The following is a 23796-nucleotide window of genomic DNA, read 5'->3' as shown; positions in this document are numbered from 1 at the left end:
TACTTTGTAGCCTGATGTTGCGAGACATCGGGCTTTTTTATGCTTTAGAAGGTTAGGAACCTGCCAATACTGGCCTGCACATGGTCGTCCTTTTTATGCTCTCCGCGGTTCAGTTGTATTGCCCTGATGCGCACACCGTTTCGCTCCAGCAACAACTCTTCGTAAAAGCCTTTATAGTAGACATCTTTCACCTCGAAGCGCCTGCTGTTCCAGGAGCTCTTCAATTCTACCCATTCAGGGTAAAACACCACCTGTTCAGATTTTGCTTGCATACCGAGTTTTTCAGCTTCTTCCGCGCTCAATACTACAGCATTTCCAAGAATCTGGGCGGTGTAAACATGATCAGGATGGTTGTAAATATGCTCAGGTCTGCCGCGTTGTAGCAGATTTCCCTGTTTGATGATGAGCAGTTCGTCTGAGAGGAACAGACCGTCCGCAGGATCATGGGAGACCATAATCACCGTCACGCCAGTTTCCGCGGCAATCCTTTTGATATCTGCCCTCAACTGGTTCTTCAGTAACGCATCTACCTGGCTGAAAGGTTCGTCTAGTAAAAGTACTGAAGTATCACTGATCAATGCTTTGGCAATAGCCACCCTTTGCTGCTCTCCCCCGCTTAGCGTAATGACCTTTTTATCCCGCAAATGCTCGATGCGCAGGTGTTTCATCATTTCTACGGTCTTTTCATTTTTCAAAGCCACATTTGTGTTGGACAGCATGGAGGCTATATTGTCATAAACCTTAGCATAGGTGTTCAGGGAAAAATCCTGGGTTACCATTTTCATCTCCTTATGACCGGGGATCAACTGTTCATCCGGCCCAAGGACGCGCTTACCTTTGTACAGCACTTCACCTTCATCCACCTTCAGCAAGCCATACAGGCATTTCAACAGGGTAGATTTCCCGCTGCCACTTTCACCGATAATGGCTACGATACTGCCCTTTTTGATATCGAAACTGATGTCCCGTATGCCGGAAGCCTGTTCTGTCTGGTATTGTTTACTGAGGTTCTTTACGCTGATGATCTGTTCTTCCACAGTGTAAAGATAAAATTAATTCAACAAAAAAATCCCGCAGTACAAGCCTGCGGGATGGGTTTTATTTGTGTGTTTGGTCTGTTTGGATTAATTGAGCCCGAAGGTTACGCCAAAGGACATATTGGTCAGGCCTTTCTGCGCTGCAGTAGCAAACATGTCATTCGCATATACTTTGGTGAACAAGCCAAAGCCCCCGTAACCGATCCTCACCGTACCTCCATATCGGAAGGCCTGGAAGTGGTAATCGTCCTTAAATTTCTGTTTGCCGTTCTCATCGCTGATCTGTTTCACTTTTCCGTTCAGCAAAAAGCCTACTTCAGGGCCTATGACAAAATAAAAGCGGTTTCCGTTATCATTTTCGTCCGTTCTGAATTCGAAGTTCAATGGGATGTGTACATAGCTGCTCGAAAAACGGTTTTTAGAATAATGAATCGGATCTTCTGTATAGGAAAGTGTTTGCTTGTTACGTTCTATCGTGATGTCTTTACGCAGACGGATATGTGTCCAGTCGAAACCTCCCGCAACATAGATCTTAAAATTTGAACCGAAGCGGTAACCCATCTGCAGGATGTCAAATGAAAAGGTGCTTGTTTTCCCTCCTTTATAATCCAGGAAATCATTTTCAGGAGTCAGGGTAAAGCTCCCATTGTCCACCAACCTACTGTATCCCAAATCTACACGTGTAAAGGTAATCCCTCCTACAAAGCGCCCCTTTTTACCTTTCGCCTTTGCAATACTGTCTTTTTTTTCACTTTCGCCACCATTAAATGTGTAAGTGACTGAATAGGTTCTTTTCTTCTTTACCACAGTGCTGTCCTTTACTGTAGTGTCTGTTTGTGCATAGCTTTTGCCACTTCCTGCCATGGTAAGTCCGCTTACCAATACTGCTGCTAATATGAATGGTTTCATGTCCTGGTTTATTTGTGTCTTTTTGAATTCAGTTTTATAAAGCCGATGTTGATCGCGATCAGTGATGAATTGTCGTCATCATCGGTATTAAATTTCACTACTTTGTTATCCCGCTTATCCACCTTATCTACCACATAGTTGACCAGGTCACCTACGTTTCTGATGCTCCTGCGTTCCGGCTGCTCTACTTCTTTCACTTCACTGGCCATTTGCCTGTCTGCTACTTCAGCACTGGCGATCATCACTTCTTCCCGAACCTGAACCGGAATCTTTGCTACCACCGCAGGTCTCTCATCTACCTTATCTACAGGATGTTCATTAACCGCTTTAGGTTGCAAGACCTCCAAACTTTTTTTAATATCTGCCGCAGTCAGTCGTGGCGCAATCACCAATGGTGTACTCTGCGCTGCTTTCACTGGTGCAAGCTCGTTTCCTGCAGATTTCATTGCTTTCTCCACAACAGGTGCAACATCTGCTTTGTTTGCGCTCAATGCTGCGGGTGCCTGCAACCGAATCTTCTCTCCTTCAGGCATCAGCAAGCTTAGTCCCACAATCAACAGTGCCGCTGCTGCAGCCATCCAATATACCGGAAAGCTACGTTTGCGTTTAGGCTCCAGTTCTGTTTCAATCTTTGCCCACAGTCCAGCCGATGGTTGTACTTCAGCCGCTCCCAACTGATCTTTGAACAACCTGTCAAATTCACTATCCTGCATGTGTTGCATAGTTTATGCCCTCCATTTTCATAATTTCCGCTCTTAATATTGTCCTTGCCCTGGACAATTGTGATTTACTTGCTCCTTCAGAAATTCCCAGTGTTTCTGAAATCTCTCTATGCGAATAGCCTTCTATCGCATACATGTTGAATACCAGCCGGTAGCCATCGGCCAGCTTCTGGATCACGCTCATCAGGTCCTGCATACCCAACCTACTGAAATCAAACCCGGTAGAAGGTTGATCATAGGCATCTTCTATAGGTACGACACTCATACTGCGTAGATTTTTCCTATAGCTCTCTATGGCAGCATTGACCATGATCCTTCGGATCCAGCCTTCAAAAGAACCGTCCCCACGGTATTCCTTAACCTTTTGAAAAACTTTAATGTAACCTATTTGCAATACATCCTCGGCCTCCATCCTGTCCTTTGCATAACGCATGCAAACGGCCAGCATTTTTGACGAGGTTTGCTTATACAGCATTTCCTGCATCTTCCGGTTGCCTGCTCTGCATCCTTCTAATAGGTCCTCAATTCTATGTTGCGTCAAATCATTTGTGTTTGGTATATAGAAGATGGCACAAGTTCCAAAAAGGTTGCACGAAGATTAAAAAAAATAAAAAGGGGAATTAGTTGCCGTGTTTTTTACGGTAATACTTGTACCACTTGACAGCCATCATGATCAACATGGCAATTCCCATGATACCTGCCAGGCCGTAAATCCAGTTCAATGCACTTTTTATAATGACTATAAAAACAATGGCAATCATGAAAATTGTAGCAAGTTCCCGCCATAATCGGAGTTGGAAGCTACTCATCTTAAACTGATTTTTTTTGAGCTGGCTCACAATGTTCTGACAGATAAAATGATAGACGAGCAGACCGATTACAAAACCGAGTTTCACCCACATCCAGTCCATCTGCAGCAATCCACTGTTGATGCTCAGCATCCCTACACCTGCTAAAACAGAAATGACCATCGCCGGGGTAGCAATGATCTTCCATAAAGTATCCTCCATCTTCACAAATTGCTTCTGGAGGATACTTTTTTCAGGTTCAGGCTTTTCGTTGGCCTCTGTATGATAAATAAAAAGACTTAAAATATAAAACAGACCTGCCATCCAACTGATCACAAATACAATGTGTACAGCTTTAAAATATTGGTAATATGGCAGTAAGATTTCTATCATCTTTATTATCGATCAGAGACTACAGGTATTAATATTTAAAATCTTTGATCACTTCAATCGCGTATTTTACGTTATCGAAAGGAATATCCGGCATAATACCATGACCCAGGTTGAAGATAAATCCGTTTTCTCCTCGCATGCGCTCAAATAAACGAAGAATCTCTCTTTTGATTACCGGCTTGTCTGCATATAGGATATGTGGATCCAGGTTACCCTGAACAGCAATTCCCGCAGGAAGGCTATTTTTAATGTTCAGCAGGTCGGCATTCCAGTCTACAGAGATCACATCAGGCTTTGCCTCCGCCATGATCGGAGCAAATACCGAGCTTCCTTTACAAAAAGAGATCACAGGGATATCTTTTCTGTTGAGGTTAGCAATGATTTCCTGGATATAACGGTGAGAAAACTCCTGATAATCGTTCCAGGACAAAGCCAATGCCCAGCTGTCGAAGATCTGCAGTGCATTTACACCCGCGGCAATCTGCAGGTTCAGGTAATCTGCCGTCACTTTTGCTATTTTAGCCAGTAGGCGGTGTGCCAGTTCGGGCTGATTGTGCAGGAGCAGTTTCGTGGTCTTAAAATCTTTGGAAGAACCTCCTTCTACCAGATAGCTCATCACCGTAAAAGGTGCACCGGCAAAACCGATCAGCGGAATGCTTCCATTCAAACGTTGCTGGATCACCTTAATGGCATCTGCAACATATTGCAGACGGTCAAGCACATCTACTTCCAATGCATCTACATCAGCCGCAGTACGCACAGGATTTGCGAACTTAGGACCTACGCCCTGAGTAAAGCTCAGGTCGCCGCCCATAGCTTCCCCCGTTACCAGGATATCGGAAAATAAAATGGCTGCATCAATACCGAGCAGGTCAACTGGCAACATCGTTACATCAGCAGCAATCTCCGGGGTTTTGCACATCTCCAAAAAGGAGTATTTGTTCTTGATCTCCCAGTATTCAGGCATAAAACGACCGGCCTGACGCATCATCCATACGGGCGGGCGCTGTGTTTGCTTTGAAAATGCTGCATCTAAAAATAACGTGTTCATGTGTTGTAATTTGTTGATAAGTTATCGGGCTATCTAAAAGTAAAGCTATATTAAGTAAAGCTACATTATTTATCTGCTCATCGTCATCCTGAATTTATTTCAGGATCTCAAACGTACTCTTTATTCCCTCTCTTTTATATTTTATAAATTATTGATTTCTTTTTCGATTTTGGCGATCACTTCCTGCGCCTTGCTGGTGCTGGCCAGTTCCTTTGCCTTGGCAATATAGGCCTTGCTCCGCTCCGCGTCTTTCTTGCGCAAAGCAAGATTGGCCAGGTGGATCAGCACAAAGGCCTTATCATTCTTTCCCCCTAGAGGAAAACGGCTGGCGATCTGGAAGTGATGTTCTGCTATGTCATACTCCTCCCGCTTCAGGGCGATGTTCGCACGCATGAACTCATAATAGCCCCGCCTGTTCCGGGCCAGCCGGTCGGCATTAGGTACTTCTGCAAGTATCTTTTCTGTTCTCTCGTAATCGCCCTTCTGAAAATATTTGGAGGCCAGCACAATGGAACTGTGCTTAAAATGACTCCACAGCACAAAAGCAAACATCAGCCCGCAGAGTGCTGCAAGCTGATTCTGATCGTAATAAAGGCATCCAAGGGCGGCTACTACAAATAGTGCCATCAATACATACCTGCCTTTGGCGTTATACATTAATGGATGTCAGTGAATTTATAACCTACCCCTCTGATCGAATGAAAATAAACCGGGTTTTTCTGATCTGGTTCAAAATACTTACGGAAGGTCAGGATAAAGTTATCAATCGTTCGTGTAGAAGGATATACATCGTAATTCCAAACGGTTTCCAAAATTTGCTCGCGTGAAACGGCCTCGTTCTTACGCTCGATGAGCAATTTCAAAAGCATGGTCTCTTTCTTGGTCAGGGGCACGATCACTCCATCATCTTGTTTCAGTTCAAATGAATTGAAATAGATGGTCTTATCGCCGATCTTATAAGAGTTCAGTTCTTTCAGATCATCAGCTTTCATGCTGCGTTTCACCAAAATGCCAACACGAAGGATCAGTTCTTCCAGATTGAAAGGTTTCACCAGGTAATCATCAGCGCCCTTTTTAAGGCCCATTACACGGTCTTCACTCGTATTTTTAGCTGTCAGGAAAAGGATAGGTACCTCTGTATTTTCCAAACGAATGGTTTCACACACCTGGAAGCCGTCCATTTCAGGAAGCATTACATCCAGGATGATCAGGTTAAAGCGTTCTTCTTTAAAAACCTTCAATGCAGTTTTGCCGTCTTTCACTGCATGAACTTTGTAACCCTCCAGTTCGAGGTTTAATTTTATGGCATCCAATAAGTGGTCTTCATCTTCGACCAGTAATATTCTTAATTTCTGTGGCATAATCAATTAAATGTGATTTCAAAAATTGCACCATGCGGTACGTTGTCTCTAACGCTGATGTCAGCGTCATGTCTTTGTAGAACTTCCTTAACAATAAACAGGCCTAAACCTGTGCCTTTAGATTTCCTGACATTTTCGTCACCAACGCGGTAAAATTTATCGAAAATCAGCATCTTTTCGGCATCCGCTATGCCCGGCCCTTTGTCAGCTACTTTCAGGAAGGGATGACCATCCTTCTGTAGCAATTCTACCTCAACTTCCGCGCAAGGCCCTGAATATTTAACGGCATTTTCTACCAGGTTGGTCACAACTGACGACAGTGTAAACTGGTCGCCCGTTACTTTCAGTCCTGGCTGTATTTTTTGTGCAATCACCTGTTCGCAGCCGCAAGAATGTATCTGCAGGCGGTCGGTGATCTTGGTCACCAACTCCGAGAAATCAAACTCTTCCTTGGGAAAGGAATATGACCTGTTCTCTATTTTGGTAGCCAGCAGCATATTTTCCACCAGATCGTCCAATCTTTCGATGTCTTTTAATGAATTTTTCAGTAAGGATGTTTGCCTGGCTTTATCCAAATCACGCTTCACAATGGTTTGCAGCGATAGCTTAATGGCTGCCAGGGGCGACTTCAGCTCATGTGTCACAGACAGCAAAAAGTTTTGCTGTTGTTCTCTCAATTTATCTTCCTTACTGATCGCACGGTGCAGGAAATAGGCCCCTATACACAACAGAAACAAGAAAACCGAGCCTTCTCCCATCACCATAGCCATCCTGGACCGATCCAATCTTACCACCAGGGTGCCCCAACTGATCAGCTGAACCACCGAATACAACAACAGGAAATAGAATATGACGATTGACTTTTTCAAGATGTATGCTGATTTACCTTATAAATATACCTATTATTTACTTATTCCTGAAAACGAGATCCAAACTCTCAAATATGGCTCTTTTCGCCTTTTCCAGTTCAATTTTCGTATGCGCAGCAGAGACAAAGCCAACTTCATAACCCGAAGGACCGAGGTAAATACCCCTGTTCAGCAACTCCCTATGCATCTGCTTGAATTTCTCCATGCTCGCCGGATCGATGTCCTCCGCAGTCTGTATTTTATCTTTATCTGTAAAGGCCAACCAGAAGATCGACCCCACATGAAATACCTTCAATTTATAATTCCTTGCAGTAGCAAAGCGCTGAATGCTCTCTGCAAACTCTGAAGCTTTATTATTCAGTTCCTTATAGAAACCTGAACGCAACAATTCTGTTAAAGTTGCAATTCCCGCAGCCATAGCTACCGGGTTTCCCGACAACGTACCTGCCTGATAAACACCACCATCCGGAGATATGTGAGCCATAATTTCTGAAGAAGCCCCGTACATCCCTACAGGAAGCCCACCACCGATAATTTTGCCATAGGTAACAATGTCAGGTTTAATGCCATAATGTCCTGCTGCACCTTCAAAACCCAAACGGAATCCTGTGATCACCTCATCAAAAATCAGGAGTGCTTTGTTGTCATTACAGATTTTTTGTAAAAACTGTACATATTCCTGATCTTGCATCAAGAGACCGTTATTAGCTGGAATTCCCTCAATGATCACAGCGGCTACCTGGTCTTTAAACTGGACAAATGCCTGCTCTAAAGCGGATTGATCATTCAACGCAACCACAATAGTCTCTTCTGCAAATGACTTAGGCACGCCTGCAGAGGAAGTCTCCCCGAAAGTCACCAGGCCAGAGCCTGCTTTCACCAACAGTGAATCGCTGTGACCATGGTAGCAACCCTCGAATTTAATGATCTTGTCTTTCCCGGTATAGCCGCGGGCCAGGCGGATGGCCGACATCACCGCCTCTGTACCAGAACTGGTGAAACGGATTTTCTCTACAAAGCGATTATTTTTGATGATCAGCTCAGCCAGTTCGTTTTCCAATGCGGTGGGAGCACCAAAACTCATTCCGTTCTGCATTACTTCCGTCACCTTCTCCCGGATCTTAGCATGGTTATGCCCCAGAATGAGGGGTCCCCAGCTACCGCAAAAATCGATAAACTGATTGCCATCGGCATCCCAGATATAGCAACCGTCGCCTTTCTGAATGAAAAGGGGTGTTCCATAAACAGATTTAAAAGCCCTTACCGGGGAGTTTACCCCACCAGGAAAATAGTTTTTCGCTTTCTCATACAATTCGGCCGACTTTTCCCTGGAAATATCTGGTTTACTTCCCGTGTTCACCGGCATCTCACCTTCATTTCCCGAAAACATTTTCTTTAACGATTCTAACATAATTTATATCCAGTTGTTCTCCACCATATCTCTAATGTGATAGGTTGTAATGATACTTGCACCCGCGCGGGCAAAAGCATGCATCGTTTCCATCACCACTTTTTGTTCATCTATCCAGCCTTTTTCAGCAGCAGCTTTTACCATCGAGTATTCCCCCGATACATTATAACAGGCTATAGGCACTTCGGTATGCTGTTTCAGGTTATGGATCACATCCAAATAAGCCAAAGCAGGTTTTACCATCAGCACATCTGCGCCCTCGCTTTCATCAAGCATGGCTTCTCTCAGTGCTTCATTTGGATTTCTAAAATCCATCTGGTAAGCTTTCCTATCTCCTTTACTTGGAGCACAGTCTGCGGCCTCCCGAAAAGGGCCGTAATATGCGGAAGCAAATTTGGTGGCATGGCTCATGATCGCAGTGTTGACAAACCCTGCTCCGTCCAGCACACTCCTCATCGCACCAATCCGCCCATCCATCATATCCGATGGTGCCAGCATATCGGCACCAGCCTGTGCATGCGTCAATCCCATTTTCGCGATCACTTCTACTGTAGCATCATTCTGTACGTAATCATTTTCCATAATTCCGCAATGACCATGTGTGGTATAAGAACAGACGCATACATCGGTCACCACATAGAGGTCATCCCCAAAATTCTTTTTCAATAAACGAACAGCAGAGGGTACCAGAGAATGATCATGGTAAGCAGAAGCAGCATCAGCACTCTTTTCATCACCTACCCCAAAGAGCATGATCTTGTTGACGCCCAGCTTCAGACCTTTCTCCACATCCCTGATCAGTGTGTCCTCAGAAAAGTGGTTGACGCCAGGCATCGCGTCGATCGCATGTACTACGTTATTCCCCGGTACTACAAAGTAAGGGTAAATGAACATATCCTTAGACAACCTGGTCTCTGCTACCATCTCCCTTACCAAAGGGTTCTTTCTCAATCTGCGTGGACGTTGCAACATACTTATAATTGATTACTTACGTAAAAATATTTGATACTCGCGAACAATACTTATTTCATATCTATACCGAATACAGCCTCAGCCAATCCAATTTCATCAGGGGAATAAGGTAAAATGTATTTCACTCCCATTTCGTCAAACTTCTTACCTGTAGAATTACCAATGGCGATCACCTGCTGACCAGGATCAAGCAAATTATCAGTAAAATAGGCATCTACATTCGATGGACTGGTAAAGATCAGCACATCAGCATAGGTCTGGTCGATGTCATCTTCTACTACCGTCTCATAGATCGGCAAATCCACCACTATAGTATCCGGTTTCAAGGCTTTCTGTATGCTTTGTAGCGAATCCTGAGCCCTGGGGAAAAGTACCTTTTTCCCAGCTACCTGCTCAGCAAACAATTCTGCTACCTCTTCTATATCTCCGCCCTCACCTACATAATCTGCTACATGACCAACCCTTCGCAATGAATCTTCCGAACCTCTTCCTGCTACCCCGAATTTTACGTTCTTAGGCAATACAGGCTTCAGTTTAAAGAAGTACTCCACCGCATTGCGGCTGCTGAAGAAAATCCAGTCAATGTGCTTCAGGTAAAAAGGATCCAATACATTCACGATCGGAAAAGTCCGGATGAGCGAACGGCCTTCAATTTCTATATTGTGTTTACTCAGCGCTTTTCTCAAGTAATTGTGTTCACCTACTTCTCTCGAAATAAACACCTTTGCAGGCTTCTTTTTGTCAGCTGCAAACTTCGCAACGATCTTTTCTGCCAGACCTTCTAAACTGTCTACACGGAAAAACACGCGGTCAGGAAAATCCTCATCAGTTTCAGCTTTCGAGGTCCAGACCTCATAAAGTCCGTCCTCTTTCTTACAGTAGCAGCCCAAGGGCATGTGGCAACCACCTTCAAAAAGGTTCAGCACCTTACGCTCCACACCGATCTCATCGGCAGTTTCTTTATGGTGTATCTGTTGCAGCAGTTCAAACAGTTCTGCATCATTTTCCCTTATTTGTATGGCCAGAGCACCTTGTGCCGGTGCAGGCACCAATTCTACAGGATCTATTACTTCTACGTGAAATTCAGAAAGATCTATATTTAAACGGTTTACACCTGCTCTTGCAATCATGATCGCATCATAATCCTCATCCCTCAATTTACCGATCCTGGTCGGCACATTACCTCTCAGGTCTTCGATATTCAGGTCCGGCCGCAAGGCCAGCAACTGCGCTTTGCGTCTGTTGGACGAAGTGCCTACCATAGCCCCGGTTTTCAGGGAAAGGTTCTGACTGATGTCTACACAGTCCTTTAAAATCAGGAGCAGTTCGGCCGGATCTTCGCGCTCGGTTACTGCAGCGATGGTTAGCCCGATTGGGTGCACTGTAGGCAAGTCCTTATGGGAATGCACAGCGATGTCAATCGTTCCGCCCAAAAGCTCTTCTTCCAGCTCCTTGGTGAAGAATCCTTTGCCCTCCAGTTTATCTAGTCTTAAATTTAAAATCTTGTCGCCCTGCGTTTTGATGATCTTCAGATCGGCCTCGATGCCAATTCCCGCAAGTTTGTCTTTAATGAAGTTGGCTTGCCATAAAGCCAGGTCGCTACCTCTTGTACCTATAGTAAGTCTTTTCACGTTAATGCTAATTTTAGGCAAATTTAGCTATTCTTTACCAATATCTCCTTTGCCATTACCATTGGTACGCTGATGTATTTCTTTTCCATGTAGTTGATCACCCGTTCCAGCACCAGTCTCGACTGCTCATCGAGCCCGCTGATTTCGTCGGCAAAGATACCGTTGATCGCTGTATGCTTTATTTCCTTGATTTTTTGAGGAACTTCGCTCATCGCAATTTCTATTTTACGCTGGCGCAGTACGCTGTCAAAATCTTTAATGTTTTCTTCAATGATGTGCTCTGCATGTACCAGTTCATCATAGCGTTCCTGAATATTTTTGCGTGCAATTTCCTTCAGTGACTCTACTTCTATAAAATGGATCGGAAAGTTTTTAACTACTGCCGGATCTGTATCATTTGGAATCGCGAGGTCAACGATCACCTTCTTATCCGTCTCACCGTTCAGCAGATTTGTGTAGATTTCTTCAGTGATGATCGGCTCGGTAGCACCTGTACAGGTAATGATGACATCAAAACCTTGTGTATAATTTTGAAGCTCCGAAATCGGATAAGCTGTGCCATTTAGCTCTTTAGCCAGAGATTCGGCATGTTCCAATGTCCGGTTGAATACCGAAAAATTAGAGTATTTATGTTTTTTCAGGTACTGTGCGATGTTCCTGTTGGTTTCACCGGCACCGATGATGAGCAGCCTGGAGTTGGCACACATTTTAAGGTCACGGAGTTTGCGGTAAGCAAGGGAAACCACGGAAACAGGGTTCTTGGAGATGTTGGTATGCGTATATACTTCTTTAGCGGTCTTTACTACACGGTTCATGATCATCCGCATATAGTCTCCGGTAAAACCGGCCACACGGCAGGCCTCATAGGCTTTACGAATCTGCGCCAGGATTTCCTTCTCACCCACAACCAAACTCTCAAGCGAACAGGAAGTCCGCAAAAGGTGATTGAAAGCATCCAGTTGCTCATAAGCCGAAACATTATCAATAAACTGCTCCATATAAGCCTCGGGCAAGCCCATGTCCAATACGGTCAGAAATCGGTGAATGAATGTTTTATCAATATGTTCCGGGGAAGTAAATACGAATTCAACGCGGTTACACGTTCCTACATAGAATATTTCTTTAATGCCGAGTTCTGATTGGATATTCTTCAATCGGTCGTCCAGCGTATGCTCACATATGACCAGTTTACCCAGACTTTTGAGGTCTATCTGTTTATGTGTAAAAGCAATGATCTTTAAATATTCCAAAATATAATACCCTGTTGTTTTTAGCGAAACAAAAGTAACAACACAACCTTGTTCCACTGTCATTATGCTGTAATTAAGAGCTATTTAGAAAGGTTTTAAATTATAACAGCCTAGCTAAACATCAGAACCTTTATTTTGTTATATTCGTTAAAGAGCAAGAATATAGCAACATATGATACAGAAGGCACATTTTACACTGGAAGGCGCAGCAGGAAAAACCATATTTGGCGACTACACCTATGACGATCAACTGACGATACTCGGCACAATTATTTTTGTCCACGGCTTCAAAGGCTTCAAAGACTGGGGCGCGCACAACCAGGTAGCTGCTTTTTTTGCCTCGAAAGGCTATCGCTACTACAAGTTTAACCTGTCCCATAGCGGGGTTACCGCAGAAAATCCAAATGATGTCACAGACATGGAGGCTTTTGCCGCAAATACCGTAAGCAAAGAATTATACGACCTGGATCAGGTGGTCAACTATGTGATGACCCAGTCAGAATCCCCACTTAGTCTCATCGGCCACAGCCGTGGGGGTGGACTAGTGATTTTAAAGGCTGCAAAAGATGCACGCATTGCCAATCTGGTTACCTGGTCTTCCATCTCCGATTTCCGCAGTCTATGGAAGAAAGAACAGGAGCAAGAATGGCTGGCAAAAGGCAGCATTCATGTAATAAACGCCCGCACCAAGGAGCAGATGCCCTTAAACAGCACACTCCTTAAAGACATCAACCAGCATGAGGAAGAATATGACATCCTTAAGGCAGCTGAACAGATTCAGGTACCCTGGCTTATTCTTCATGGTGATGACGACGTGAATGTAGATTTTGGCGTGGCTCAACAACTGGCACAAAAACAACTGAAGGCCACAATTCAAAAAATAGCTGGTGCAAATCATGTTTACGGTGCCTCACATCCCTACTCAGCCGAAAGCCTTCCTCCAAACCTGCAGGAAGTGACGGAAAAGACTTTGAAGTTTATTTATCCATCTGCCAACGTAGATGACAGTCCGGGCAACTGAAAAAAGAAAGTAGATCCCGCTGAACCCTCACTTTCTACCCAAATGCGCCCACCATGGCGTTCAATGATTTCGGCACTGAGATAAAGACCGATCCCAAAACCAGAAATCAGTTGTGTCTCTCTGCTTTCCACCCGGTAGAAACGGTCAAAAAGCTTAGCCTGGTCTTCTTTTCTAACACCTAAACCCCAATCTTTTACGCTGAACCGGATTTTTTCATCTATGACCTGACAGGATACTTCTATCTGCGCTTTACCGGGTGAATATTTTATGGCATTGCTGATCAGGTTGGCCACTACAGAACTCACTTTCTCGCGGTCTGCGTATACACGTAACCGTTCACAAGGTTGGAAAATAATCCGATGCGTAGCCATAACGATTTCTGCTTCCTCTATATTCTCATTGACCAAATCGTCAAAATAAAACTCCTGCTTGTTCAGCTGAATTTTACCGGACTCCAGGCGCGAAATATTCAGAAAACCATTGATCAGTTCTGTCATCTTTTTCACCTGGTCATTCACCTTTCCGAGCGAATGCAAAGAAAACTGATCTTCGGCTTTCTGTGCCCGCGCATATAAAATCTGAGCATACCCCTTTAATGAGGTCAGGGGAGTCTTCAGTTCATGGCTGACCATTCCGATGAAATCATTTTTACGCTGCTCATCTTTTTTTCGCTCTGTAACATCCGTAGCCACCACCATCAGCGCATTTACTGAGCCATCCTTAGCGATGATTGGTTTACATATAAAACTGTAATAGCCAGATTTGACATTGCCGCCATGGTCGAAAGCAGCGGCCACCTCATTTCCGGAAAAAGGCTGGGCCGAGCGGTAAACCTCTTTCAGCATCAGGAGCAATGGCCGGGCGCCCGGTTCCGGCAAAGCCTCTTTTAGTGACCGTCCAATGATGCCGCGGTCTTTTCCAAATATACTCAGTCCTTCCGAGTTGATCATCTCAAGCTGAAGTTGTTCTCCTTTTAAAATACAGATGGCTACCGGGGCTTCCATCACTAGGTTACGAAAGCGGCTTTCACTTTCTACCAGGTTTTGGTTCATCAGCGAATGGGATTCCTGGCTTTCATACAACTCCTCATTAGTGGCGGCCAGCTCCTCATTGGCAGCTGTCAGTTCTTCATTGATCGCGGTATACTCCTCCAGTAGTTGCTGCTCCCGCTGTCTGCTAAGGGTACGCTCCGTCACATCTACACTCAAGGCCACAATGCTATGTGTCTGGCCATGCTCATCTTTGAGTGGGGTATAGGAAAAGTCCCTATAAACAGTTTTGCGGACACCCTCGATTACCAGTTCCGCTGCAGATCCCCAAACCATGTAAGGGATACCTGTGGTATAGACTTCCTGGAGTATGGCTGGAAATTCCTGCTCTTTGAGTTCCGGCATCACCTCTATCAAAGGCTTCTTTAAAATTTCCGTCCCTCTTTTCCACATCTCCAGCATTTTGGTATTGATCCTGTCGATGCTCATCTCCGCACCTTTAAAGATCACAATGCCCGCAGGCACTTCGTCAATGACCGCAGCAAGTAAATGATGTTGCTGACTAAGTACCGACTGCGCTTCCTGTAACTCATTGGTGCGCTGTAGCACCCGGTTTTCAAGTTCTGCATTAAATTCCTCCAAACGCAAACGTGCAGCATTGAGCTCATCTACCGTAGTGTTTAGCTCTTCATTGGAGGCCAGCAGTTCCTCATTCGTCGCCGCCAGCTCTTCATGTAAACACTGCACGCGGTACCGGGCCTCTTCCATCTCTTTTTCTGCCTGTACCGCAGCAGTTATATCCCTGACACTAAGGATTAGGTATTCCGTATGTTCCTGCTCATTAGCCACTGGCAAGATTTCGATTTGCCACCAAAGGACACTGTCAGTCTGCAGTTCCTGGGAACTCATATCCAGTTCAGCTATTTCCACAGCTTTACCGGTCGACCGCGATTCTTCCAAAGCATTTCTGAGTATGGCCTTATTTTTGGCATTTCCATTTCTGATCAGTGCAAACAGTGCCTGATGAGCTGGCTCATCCGAAGGCAAATTGTTAATGAGCTTAAAAGCTGGATTAACTGCCAATACCTCATAATCCGAAGAATCAGACCTGACTACAATACGAGGTACAGGCATCTCAAAATACGCCTTAAAAAAAGAATCGCGAAGTTTTTCCATCTTATGATGCCGATTGGCGCACGAATGTACACATGCTGCTAAAATTTTCCAAGTCCTCAGCAAAGATCAAGTATCCAAATACATCTTGATTTCTGATTTTGTTTTTCTGCAACAATTTTTATAAAGATTTTAACTTAGTTAGATCACCAGACCTATCAAAGCGCTAACCAAAGCTGAACTTTTTATACATTTAACCATAATTTTGCAGTCCCCGGGCTCCACCTTATTATTGAAACAAACCTGATCAACTCAATGGCTACAAACAGATAATGAAAAACATTTTTGACAACAACCTGAAAAAAATAGGACTGGTACACCTGAATGATGACAACCTAAAAACAATCAATTCCGAATCTTACAAGTCATACATCAAGGCCATGTACCTGCCCAAAGGCTGTCAGGTTAAAGTCGACTTCAGCGTATACCATACTGCCGGTCCGGCACTTTTCTTCATCAGCCCAAATCAGGTATTGAGCATCGAGGGCTTATGCGCTGAAATGGGTTACTTCATCTATTACAACCGCGATTTCTATTGTATTCAGATCCACGACAAAGAAGTTGCATGCGATGGCTTACTGTACAACAACATCAATAATATGCCCATGACCAGCGTACCCCCTGAGGAAGCCCCATCTTTCAACACCATTTTCAGCCAAATGGAGGGCGAATTTATAATGAAAGACGCTTCACAGGAGGAAATGCTTCGCACCTATTTGAAACAATTGCTCATTAAATCCACCCGATTATGGAAACAACAGCACCTGAACGGTGTCCTGGCAGAAAACGATGATCCGGATGCCTTCAGGAAATATACACAATTGGTAGATGCACATTACAAACAGAAACATACCGTGGCAGACTATGCCGACCTCTTACTGATCGCACCGAAAACACTCAGCCACCGGTTCAAAAAGATGAACCTGCCCCCGCCAAACGAGATCATCAAAAACCGAATCATTCTTGAAGCAAAAAGATTGCTCGTACATACTCCCATGAGTGCAAAGGAAATAGCCTATGATCTCGGCTATGACGACCCTGCGTATTTTAGCCGATTGTTCTTCATCAAGACCGGAGAAACACCCTCAGGCTTCAGAACCAAATACCTTTCGCAAAGCAAGGGGAAAAATCTGCAAGACACGTAGCCATTTGTCCATTCCCCGGCCCCATCATTCTGCCCACCTTTGTAATGTTAACCAATAGCAATACAATAGAAAAAACTTAAAAAGCAGAACAATGAAAACACTTATCTCCACCATCAGCCTAATCCTGGTTTTATTTTCAAGCCAAACTATTTTCGCCCAATCAACAAGAACCCCTGCATCGGCAGGAAGAGCAGAATACATCGAAGTAGAAAAAAATGTTAAACTTCACGTGACAGATCTGGGAGATGGACAGCCGATCGTATTGATACACGGCTGGCCGCTCAGCGACGAAATGTATGAATACCAATATCAGTACCTGGTAAGAAAGGGTTTCAGGGTGATCGGTATCTCGCTTCGCGGGTTTGGCAAATCAGACAAGCCCTATGGAAAATACGATTTCGATGTTTTCTCCGACGATATTTACTCAGTTCTCCATCAGTTAAAAATTGAAAATGCAGTTCTGGGAGGCTTCTCAATGGGAGGCGCCGTAGTCACCCATTATGTCAACAAATACAAATCGGCACATGTAAGCAAACTCGCACTTTTTGCAGCAGCAGCGCCATCCTGGAAGCAGCGTGCAGATTATAAATATGGTATATCCGAGGAAGCTGCTGCCGGGCTGATCAAACAGACCATCGCTGCCAGGGAAGAATTGATAGAAGGCCTCGGGGACGCATTTGCAGCTGAAGGCACTAAACTTTCACCGGCTAAAGAAAAATGGTTAGAGGCAATCAACCTGTCCGCATCCCCTTACGCAGTCACCGAATCCATACGCTCACTTGGAGACCTTGACCTGCGTCCAGTCTTGACAAACATCAAAATACCTGTTGCCATATTTCAGGGTACTAAAGATAAGCTGATCAGTTACGACCTGGCCGAACAATTGCACAAAGGCATCAAAAACTCCTACATCGTTAAATTTGAAAAGAGTGGTCACGCACTCTTCGTAGAAGAAATGGACAAGTTCAATACCGAACTGGAGAAATTCGCGAGATTATAATTAATTCAGATAGCGGTCAATGGTCAGGAGGAGTATTGACCGCTTTTTTATTTCAGCTTTAGCACCTAACCGCAGTTCCTTCTGTTCATGTTAACCATGATAGGCCATGGCCTTCGATAATTCCTCGTTCAATAAGTACTCCGATTTCAAGCTGTCCAGCTTGGTCATCGCACGATGATAAGCGTCATCACCAAGCAATAAATACAGTGGAGGATTTTCCAAATGGGCCAGCTCGATAATCGCCGCAGCAGCCTTTTCAGGGTCGCCGTCCTGCCTACCGTCTTTTTGCAGCATCAGATCCTGAGCACCATGTACAGCACTATATTCCCCAATCCTGTGCTGCGCGATATTGATGGACTCTGCATTGAGGAAATTGGTACGAAATGCGCCAGGGGCTACAACGGTAACTTTAACCCCAAATTCGGCTACATCCTGTGCCAATACCTCAGACAAACCTACTACCGAAAATTTTGTAGCAGCATAAACAGCCCAGCCAGTTGTGGCAGTAATCCCCGCAATAGACGATATATTAATGATGTGCCCGGACATTTGCGCCCGCATGTAGGGCATCACCGTACGAATCACGTTCAGCGTCCCAAAGACATTGATCTCAAAACAATCGCGTGTCTCGCGATCACTCAATTCTTCAATGCTGCCACCGATGCCATAGCCCGCATTGTTGATGACCACATCAATACCATTAAAAGCTACATTAGTTTGATGAATGGCACAGCCTACATTGTCCTCGTTGGACAGATCCACCTCCAGCGGAAGGAAATTGGGAGCAGTAACCCCTACCGCAGCTTTCAGCGCATCTAAATTGCGGGAAGTAGCCGCAACGTTCTGTCCCGCCTCAAGCAGTTGCCTGACCAGGCTCAAACCAAAACCTTTAGACGCCCCCGTAATAAACCAAGTTCTGATGTTCTTCATATCTCTTTTTTTGATGATACAAAAATAGTACAGAACACGTACCAGGCGCGTACGCTATTCAAACCAATTGTTACGAAATTCAAACAAGTCGAAAAGCAGACGGTGTTGTACTGGTCTGTTTCTTGAAAAAATTATTGAAATGTGTCGGTGCTTCAAAGCCGAGGCAGTAGCTGATCTCAGATACATTCCAGTTCGTATGGCGCAGCAATGCCCTGGCTTCAATGGTCAGGCGCTCCATAATGTGGTCTGTTGTTGTTTTTCCTGTCGTTTGACGAACCGCACGATTGAGGTGGTTCACATGTACAGACAGGCGGTCAGCAAAATCTTTTGCAGACCGCAGGCCAAATCGCTGTGAAGGAGATTCAATAGGAAACTGCCGCTCCAGCAGCTCTGTAAATACTGCCGTAATACGCGAATTGGCATCCGGGTGTTGAAAGAGCCGGTTGGAAGGCTGGATCTTCATGGCATAATGCAGCAACTCCGTAACATAACTGCGGAGCAGATCATATTTAAAGATGTAATCCGAATTGATCTCCGCCAGCATCTTTTCAAAAATCTGGAAGACGTAGGTATCCTGCTCTTCATTGAGCACATAGACAGGATTCGCACCTGGAGCAAACATGGGCAACTGATTCAGGTTGTGACGCAGCATCTCAGTAAAGAAGGACTCTTTGTAGATGCAAAACCTGCCGTTGTGCGTGTCACTCAGCTTTTCGAAAGTATAGGGCACAATCGGATTGAAAAATACCAGGGCTGTGCCATCCATCTCAATACTTTTATCTGCATAGTGTACAATCCCTTTCCCCCTGAACAAACTGATTTTATAAAAATCCCGTCGGCTGTATGGGATAGGTTTAGCACCAGGGATATAACTATCCTCTGATTTGAAAACGTTAAAGTGCCCGATGTCCTGACTGAGGTTATCAGGCAGACAACTGAACTTGTGCTTATAAAATTCCTCAAGGGTTTCCGTGGTGGCCATGAAGCAAAGTTACACAATTCAAACGAAAGGCAAACCTGAGTCCAAACTTTATCTTCTCATAAGAATTTCCCTTTCTTGTTTTGTTGAGCGATATGATTAGTTTTGCTCAACAACATCTTTCATCATGCAAGTCATTCAAAAAAAAGCCAAAAGAAATTTATTTATCGGGTTTAGCCTTTCTTTACTCGTACTCGTTTCCAGTTCTGCTCTGTCTTACCTCAGTATTAAAGAATTGCTGAACAGTCAGCAATGGGTGGAGCACACCACCCAGGTGGAAACGGGATTAAATGAGCTCATCTCGAGGATGAAGGATGCAGAAACGGGACAGCGCGGTTATCTCCTCACTGGCGATGAAGCTTTTTTAGAGCCCTATACAGGCGCAGAGCGGGAAGTGGCCGATCAACTCATTAAGGTACAGTTGCTAACCCGCGACAATGCAAGCCAGCAGGGTGACTTTCCCATGCTGGAAAAACTGATCGCACAGAAATTCAGCCTCATTCAAAAATCCATCATCGATAAAAAGCGAGGTCTGCCACCTACCGTACAGGCGCTGAGTAATGGCAAGGCAGTCATGGACTCCATCAGATCTATGGTTCATACGATGATTGAACGTGAAAACAAACTGATGATCGCAAGGACCAATACCGTGAACAAATACGTGACCACTACCCCATTGGCTGTTGTGCTGGTACTTTTGATCTCGATGATCATCACCATCGTCTTTTACCTGAAGATCAATAAAGCAGCCAAACAGAGTGCAGCACTACACCTGGAACTGATTCAAAAAGACCATACTATGCAAAAACAAATTGAAGTGATCGGAGGTGTTGCCCAGAAAGTAGCAGATGGCAATTACAAAATCAGGGTCAATAAAACAGACCTGGAATAGCCTGGAGGCTATTTTGAAAATTCCTAAAACCGTATACACTTTTATTTCGTTCTTCCACCTAGAGGGACGCTCAGAAAATATGGTATATCTGCCACAGAAAAGCGAGAGGGAATTTTACTAAAATGGGATTCAACAAAGAAAGAGAAAGACTACAACAATTACTTGAAAAGATTAAAACAGCAGCAGATTGCAATGAAGCCAACACACAGGTACTTCATGAATGCTATCAGGAATATGCTAAGGTGATCGCTGTGCTGTATAAAAAACACCCAAATGTGTTCGGCAACTGCTATAACTACGACCGTGTGGAGATTCGCGGAAATAAAAAATTCCTCAAAGAAAGTTTTAGTGAACAGGCCCGTGAAACGAATTTTGGGATCTACCGCGATTCCTTGATCAATTCTACGGAAACGGCCATCCAATACATCACCGATTTTCTTTAAAACACAACAGGCTGCCCTTTTTAGGAACAGCCTGTCGTGTCAATTCATAAACTGATTTTACTTCGCGGCTACGGGAGCTGCATAAGCGTCAAATTCTTTGAGGCTATAACCTAGCTTTTTTAGTCCTTCCCAAAAAACGTCTTTTTTCCCTACCACGATTACGCGGGCATCATCATGACCAAAATATTTTTGGCTCACCCGAAGGATATCTTCCGGCGTAACTGCATTAATTTTTTGCAGATAAGTACGGTAAAAGTCCTTTGGCAAATTATTGATCAGGATACTGCTTGCAAAACCTGCTGTGCGCGCTGGATTCTCCAGGCCAAGGGCAAATGAGCCATTATACAGGTTCTTGGCATTTTGCAGGATTTCACTGCTCACCTTCTCTGTGCGCATAACATTGATTTCTTTTAAGAATTCAACCACAGCACTGTCTACTTTTTCATTCCTTACTGCAGCAGTGGCGGCAAAATTCGATTGAAAGCGACCTGAACCTGTGCTGGAATACGCGCCATAGGTAAAGCCATGTTTTTCACGCAGGTTTCTGAACAATTTGGCATCAGCACCACCACCCAGAATTTCGTTGGCCAGCAACACTGCATGGTAGTCCGGACTGCTTACCGGCAAACTGATCAGGTTGGTCACGGTGATCTCCGCCTGCGCAGCATTCGGTACATCTACCACATCAATTTCTGTTTTTGTTGGATTATTCACATTCGTCAATACCGGTAAGGTTAATGTAGTCCCTTTCCAGTCGCCAAGGGCTTTTGTCGCCAATGCCTTTGCAGCCTCTGGTTTGATATCCCCAACGAAAGTCAGGTAACCACGTGAAGGGGTGATGTATTCCTTATAGGCAGCTTTCACGTCTTCAAGGGTCACGGAATTGATGCTTTGTTCGGTAGCGAATTCGCCCATTGGATGTGTTGTACCAAATGACAAAGCACTTACTACCCTTCCGGAGATGGCTTTTGCACTACGCTCATTGGATTTCAGACCGGTAATGGTTTGCGATTTTAGTTTATCAAAAGAAGCCTGTGGAAAAGAAGGATGACGCAAAGCCTCCACCATCAACAGGAACGCAGGCTCGAAATAACGCGTCAGCGCCGCCGCAGAACCTCCAGATGCACCTACACCTACAGAAGCACCCATCTGATCTACAGCCTCATCAAACTCAACCTTTGTCTTGCTCGTGGTTCCCTCATTCAGCATACTGCCCATCAGGCCCAATACCCCGGCTTTCGCACCTTCGGTACGTGGACCTGCATCAATACTAAAGCTTGCCGAAACCTTTGGTAGCTTATGGTTTTCTACCACCAGTACGGTAATACCGTTTGGCAGTTTAAACGTCACAGGATCGGTAAAAGCAAGTACCGGTGCTGGTCCTGCTTTAGGTCTCTGGCTCCTGTCTAGTTTTTGCGCTGTCGCCGTTTGTAAGAACAAGGCAGTAACAGCAAGGATAAATATCTTCTTCATTTTCTATTTCTTTGGTAGGTAATACAATACAACACGTCCGTCTTTTTTCAGGTATTTACGGGCCACATCCCTGATCTCCTCGCGGCTGATCGACTGGATTTCCTTCAGTTCCTCGTTGATGGAATTGGTGTTTTTATTTTGGAAAGTATACCCATTCGCCAGATTTTCAGCAACGCCAATCATCTTGCTGTTGGCGCTCACAAATCCGTTTTCAAACTGGTTCTGTAATTTTTTGAATTCTGATTCACTGATCAGATCGGTCTGCACACGCAAAACTTCTGCATCAATGTCGGCCAAAAGGTCGTTTAAAGGGGTATTGTTATTAGGTAATGCCAGCGTGATGTAAGCACCATAGTCCTCTAATGTGTAATTGAAAGCCGAGACTTGCAGGGCTGTCTTTTTATCATCTACCATTTTGGTGCTCAGCCTGGAACTTCCTCCGCCCGACAACAGGGTACTGATCATTTCCAGCACTTTATTGTCACGGCTTTTCATACCAGGAACACGATAAGCTGCAAAAATAGCAGGGATCTGAATGTTGGCGTCGTAAACTGTATCTACAATCTGTTTGTTGACTGGCTTTAGTGTAAAACTGGGCTTCACGACAGGTACACCTTTGGGGATTTCATTGAAATATTTAGCAACCAGTGTTTTGGTCTTTGCCACATCAATATCACCAGCAATGGTCAATACCGCATTGTTTGGTGCATAGTACTTTTTGAAGAAAGCCAAAAATTCGTCCAGCTTTGCGGCATCCAGATGTTCCATAGAACCGATTGGCTGCCAGCTGTAGGGATGGCCTTCGAATAAATGACTGAAGATATTCTCTGCAAACTTCGAGTAAGGGCTGTTGTCAATACGCATGCGCTTTTCTTCCTTAACTACCTCATTTTGGATCTTTACCCCAACCTCATCAATCTTTGGATGCAACATCCTTTCGCTCTCCAGCCAAAGTCCCAGCTCCAGCTGATTGGAAGGGAAAGTCTCGAAGTAGAAAGTCCTGTCCTGTGAAGTATTGGCATTATTTTGTCCGCCATTACTGCTTACCAGTTTCATGAAATCACCACGCTTCATATTTTCACTGCCTTCAAAAAGCAAATGCTCAAAGAAATGGGCAAAACCGGTACGCTTGGGATCTTCATCTTTGGACCCTACATGATACATTACAGATACCGCAACTACAGGCGCCGTTTTATCCTGGTGAAGGATCACATGCAAGCCATTGTCGAGATCGTATTCGGTAAATTTCACCTGCTGTGCTGAAGCACTCAGGCACAGCCCCGAAACGGCCAGTGTCAACAATAATTTTTGTTTCATTTTCAATTGATCAGTTTTTTTATAAATTTTTTAATCTGAG

At 44.5% G+C, this 23796-nt stretch carries 23 protein-coding genes; 5 read left to right on the top strand and 18 right to left on the bottom strand.

Annotation, left to right across the window (positions count from 1 at the left end; genetic code table 11):
• Positions 1 to 44 precede the first annotated feature (44 nt).
• From WAE59_RS08425 to hemA, 13 genes are all read right to left on the bottom strand, one after another.
• The gene (locus WAE59_RS08425) at positions 45 to 1037 is read right to left on the bottom strand and encodes an ABC transporter ATP-binding protein (protein WP_337855510.1); all 993 of its coding nucleotides are present in this window, start codon (positions 1035 to 1037) and stop codon (positions 45 to 47) included.
• 87 nt (positions 1038 to 1124) lie between these two features.
• Positions 1125 to 1946 carry an outer membrane beta-barrel protein gene (locus tag WAE59_RS08420; protein WP_337855509.1) on the bottom strand — a complete coding sequence of 274 codons (822 nt, stop codon included), beginning with the start codon at positions 1944 to 1946 and terminating at the stop codon, positions 1125 to 1127.
• An 8-nt stretch (positions 1947 to 1954) separates the two neighbouring features.
• Positions 1955 to 2668: a hypothetical protein gene (locus tag WAE59_RS08415; RefSeq protein WP_337855508.1), complete on the bottom strand. Its 714-nt coding sequence runs from the start codon at positions 2666 to 2668 to the stop codon at positions 1955 to 1957.
• Positions 2649 to 3152 carry an RNA polymerase sigma factor gene (locus tag WAE59_RS08410; RefSeq protein ID WP_337856547.1) on the bottom strand — a complete coding sequence of 168 codons (504 nt, stop codon included), beginning with the start codon at positions 3150 to 3152 and terminating at the stop codon, positions 2649 to 2651. Before WAE59_RS08410 ends, WAE59_RS08415 begins: the two co-directional genes overlap by 20 nt.
• 136 nt (positions 3153 to 3288) lie before the next feature.
• Entirely contained in the window at positions 3289 to 3849 is a 561-nt protein-coding gene (locus tag WAE59_RS08405; RefSeq protein ID WP_337855507.1) for a CopD family protein, read from the bottom strand.
• A 28-nt stretch (positions 3850 to 3877) separates the two neighbouring features.
• Positions 3878 to 4900 carry a uroporphyrinogen decarboxylase gene (gene hemE, locus WAE59_RS08400; protein ID WP_337855506.1) on the bottom strand — a complete coding sequence of 341 codons (1023 nt, stop codon included), beginning with the start codon at positions 4898 to 4900 and terminating at the stop codon, positions 3878 to 3880.
• Positions 4901 to 5041: 141 nt separating this feature from the next.
• On the bottom strand, positions 5042 to 5557 hold the full coding sequence (locus WAE59_RS08395; protein ID WP_337855505.1) for a hypothetical protein: 516 nt from the start codon (positions 5555 to 5557) through the stop codon (positions 5042 to 5044).
• Positions 5557 to 6261 (bottom strand): response regulator transcription factor, encoded by a 705-nt coding sequence (locus WAE59_RS08390; protein WP_108203296.1) that lies wholly within the window; start codon positions 6259 to 6261, stop codon positions 5557 to 5559. Before WAE59_RS08390 ends, WAE59_RS08395 begins: the two co-directional genes overlap by 1 nt.
• 2 nt (positions 6262 to 6263) lie before the next feature.
• Positions 6264 to 7130, bottom strand: coding sequence for a sensor histidine kinase (locus WAE59_RS08385; protein WP_337855504.1), 867 nt, complete (start codon positions 7128 to 7130; stop codon positions 6264 to 6266).
• 37 nt (positions 7131 to 7167) lie between these two features.
• The gene (gene hemL, locus WAE59_RS08380) at positions 7168 to 8541 is read right to left on the bottom strand and encodes a glutamate-1-semialdehyde 2,1-aminomutase (protein ID WP_337855503.1); all 1374 of its coding nucleotides are present in this window, start codon (positions 8539 to 8541) and stop codon (positions 7168 to 7170) included.
• 3 nt (positions 8542 to 8544) lie between these two features.
• Positions 8545 to 9513, bottom strand: a complete 969-nt coding sequence (gene hemB, locus WAE59_RS08375) for a porphobilinogen synthase (RefSeq protein WP_337855502.1) — start codon at positions 9511 to 9513, stop codon at positions 8545 to 8547.
• A 50-nt stretch (positions 9514 to 9563) separates the two neighbouring features.
• Complete coding sequence (gene hemC / locus WAE59_RS08370; protein ID WP_337855501.1) at positions 9564 to 11144, bottom strand: hydroxymethylbilane synthase; 1581 nt, start codon at positions 11142 to 11144, stop codon at positions 9564 to 9566.
• A gap of 23 nt (positions 11145 to 11167) precedes the next feature.
• Positions 11168 to 12394 carry a glutamyl-tRNA reductase gene (gene hemA / locus WAE59_RS08365; RefSeq protein ID WP_337856546.1) on the bottom strand — a complete coding sequence of 409 codons (1227 nt, stop codon included), beginning with the start codon at positions 12392 to 12394 and terminating at the stop codon, positions 11168 to 11170.
• Positions 12395 to 12566: 172 nt separating this feature from the next.
• Between hemA and WAE59_RS08360 the strand changes: the two genes are divergently transcribed.
• Positions 12567 to 13415, top strand: coding sequence for an alpha/beta hydrolase family protein (locus WAE59_RS08360; protein WP_337855500.1), 849 nt, complete (start codon positions 12567 to 12569; stop codon positions 13413 to 13415).
• Here WAE59_RS08360 and WAE59_RS08355 read toward each other — a convergent pair.
• Positions 13376 to 15580 carry an ATP-binding protein gene (locus tag WAE59_RS08355; RefSeq protein ID WP_337855499.1) on the bottom strand — a complete coding sequence of 735 codons (2205 nt, stop codon included), beginning with the start codon at positions 15578 to 15580 and terminating at the stop codon, positions 13376 to 13378. The two genes, WAE59_RS08360 and WAE59_RS08355, sit on opposite strands and share 40 nt — an antisense overlap.
• A gap of 269 nt (positions 15581 to 15849) precedes the next feature.
• Here WAE59_RS08355 and WAE59_RS08350 point away from each other — a divergent pair, with 269 nt between their 5' ends.
• Positions 15850 to 16722, top strand: coding sequence for a helix-turn-helix domain-containing protein (locus WAE59_RS08350; RefSeq protein WP_337855498.1), 873 nt, complete (start codon positions 15850 to 15852; stop codon positions 16720 to 16722).
• Positions 16723 to 16813: 91 nt separating this feature from the next.
• Entirely contained in the window at positions 16814 to 17722 is a 909-nt protein-coding gene (locus WAE59_RS08345) for an alpha/beta fold hydrolase (RefSeq protein ID WP_337855497.1), read from the top strand.
• A gap of 90 nt (positions 17723 to 17812) precedes the next feature.
• Here the strand turns inward: WAE59_RS08345 and WAE59_RS08340 are convergent, their stop codons facing one another.
• On the bottom strand, positions 17813 to 18652 hold the full coding sequence (locus WAE59_RS08340; protein ID WP_337855496.1) for an SDR family NAD(P)-dependent oxidoreductase: 840 nt from the start codon (positions 18650 to 18652) through the stop codon (positions 17813 to 17815).
• Between the two features lie 79 nt (positions 18653 to 18731).
• Positions 18732 to 19634, bottom strand: coding sequence for a helix-turn-helix domain-containing protein (locus WAE59_RS08335; protein ID WP_337855495.1), 903 nt, complete (start codon positions 19632 to 19634; stop codon positions 18732 to 18734).
• A 124-nt stretch (positions 19635 to 19758) separates the two neighbouring features.
• Between WAE59_RS08335 and WAE59_RS08330 the strand changes: the two genes are divergently transcribed.
• On the top strand, positions 19759 to 20523 hold the full coding sequence (locus WAE59_RS08330) for a CHASE3 domain-containing protein (RefSeq protein WP_337855494.1): 765 nt from the start codon (positions 19759 to 19761) through the stop codon (positions 20521 to 20523).
• Between the two features lie 122 nt (positions 20524 to 20645).
• Positions 20646 to 20966, top strand: a complete 321-nt coding sequence (locus WAE59_RS08325) for a hypothetical protein (RefSeq protein WP_337855493.1) — start codon at positions 20646 to 20648, stop codon at positions 20964 to 20966.
• A gap of 57 nt (positions 20967 to 21023) precedes the next feature.
• On the opposite strand, the gene WAE59_RS08320 is transcribed toward WAE59_RS08325, so the two are convergent.
• Together WAE59_RS08320 and WAE59_RS08315 are read right to left on the bottom strand one after the other, a co-directional pair.
• The gene (locus WAE59_RS08320) at positions 21024 to 22439 is read right to left on the bottom strand and encodes a M16 family metallopeptidase (protein ID WP_337855492.1); all 1416 of its coding nucleotides are present in this window, start codon (positions 22437 to 22439) and stop codon (positions 21024 to 21026) included.
• A 3-nt stretch (positions 22440 to 22442) separates the two neighbouring features.
• Complete coding sequence (locus tag WAE59_RS08315) at positions 22443 to 23756, bottom strand: M16 family metallopeptidase (RefSeq protein WP_337855491.1); 1314 nt, start codon at positions 23754 to 23756, stop codon at positions 22443 to 22445.
• Between the last annotated feature and the right edge of the window lie 40 nt (positions 23757 to 23796).

The sequence above is a fragment of the Pedobacter sp. GR22-6 genome, from assembly GCF_037402555.1.
Taxonomy (GTDB): domain Bacteria; phylum Bacteroidota; class Bacteroidia; order Sphingobacteriales; family Sphingobacteriaceae; genus Pedobacter.
Note: the sequence above shows the minus strand (reverse complement) of the source record. Positions and strands in the feature narration are given on the sequence as shown.

Excerpts from the sequence above, each read along its gene's own strand:
- WAE59_RS08420 (WP_337855509.1), bottom strand. The coding sequence starts at position 1,946 with ATGAAACCATTCATATTAGCAGCAGTATTGGTAAGCGGACTTACCATG.
- WAE59_RS08415 (WP_337855508.1), bottom strand. The coding sequence starts at position 2,668 with ATGCAACACATGCAGGATAGTGAATTTGACAGGTTGTTCAAAGATCAG.
- WAE59_RS08410 (WP_337856547.1), bottom strand. The coding sequence starts at position 3,152 with ATGCAGGAAATGCTGTATAAGCAAACCTCGTCAAAAATGCTGGCCGTT.
- WAE59_RS08405 (WP_337855507.1), bottom strand. The coding sequence starts at position 3,849 with ATGATAGAAATCTTACTGCCATATTACCAATATTTTAAAGCTGTACAC.
- hemE (WP_337855506.1), bottom strand. The coding sequence starts at position 4,900 with ATGAACACGTTATTTTTAGATGCAGCATTTTCAAAGCAAACACAGCGC.
- WAE59_RS08395 (WP_337855505.1), bottom strand. The coding sequence starts at position 5,557 with ATGTATAACGCCAAAGGCAGGTATGTATTGATGGCACTATTTGTAGTA.
- WAE59_RS08390 (WP_108203296.1), bottom strand. The coding sequence starts at position 6,261 with ATGCCACAGAAATTAAGAATATTACTGGTCGAAGATGAAGACCACTTA.
- hemL (WP_337855503.1), bottom strand. The coding sequence starts at position 8,541 with ATGTTAGAATCGTTAAAGAAAATGTTTTCGGGAAATGAAGGTGAGATG.
- hemB (WP_337855502.1), bottom strand. The coding sequence starts at position 9,513 with ATGTTGCAACGTCCACGCAGATTGAGAAAGAACCCTTTGGTAAGGGAG.
- WAE59_RS08360 (WP_337855500.1), top strand. The coding sequence starts at position 12,567 with ATGATACAGAAGGCACATTTTACACTGGAAGGCGCAGCAGGAAAAACC.
- WAE59_RS08355 (WP_337855499.1), bottom strand. The coding sequence starts at position 15,580 with ATGGAAAAACTTCGCGATTCTTTTTTTAAGGCGTATTTTGAGATGCCT.
- WAE59_RS08350 (WP_337855498.1), top strand. The coding sequence starts at position 15,850 with ATGAAAAACATTTTTGACAACAACCTGAAAAAAATAGGACTGGTACAC.
- WAE59_RS08345 (WP_337855497.1), top strand. The coding sequence starts at position 16,814 with ATGAAAACACTTATCTCCACCATCAGCCTAATCCTGGTTTTATTTTCA.
- WAE59_RS08340 (WP_337855496.1), bottom strand. The coding sequence starts at position 18,652 with ATGAAGAACATCAGAACTTGGTTTATTACGGGGGCGTCTAAAGGTTTT.
- WAE59_RS08335 (WP_337855495.1), bottom strand. The coding sequence starts at position 19,634 with ATGGCCACCACGGAAACCCTTGAGGAATTTTATAAGCACAAGTTCAGT.
- WAE59_RS08330 (WP_337855494.1), top strand. The coding sequence starts at position 19,759 with ATGCAAGTCATTCAAAAAAAAGCCAAAAGAAATTTATTTATCGGGTTT.
- WAE59_RS08325 (WP_337855493.1), top strand. The coding sequence starts at position 20,646 with ATGGGATTCAACAAAGAAAGAGAAAGACTACAACAATTACTTGAAAAG.
- WAE59_RS08320 (WP_337855492.1), bottom strand. The coding sequence starts at position 22,439 with ATGAAGAAGATATTTATCCTTGCTGTTACTGCCTTGTTCTTACAAACG.
- WAE59_RS08315 (WP_337855491.1), bottom strand. The coding sequence starts at position 23,756 with ATGAAACAAAAATTATTGTTGACACTGGCCGTTTCGGGGCTGTGCCTG.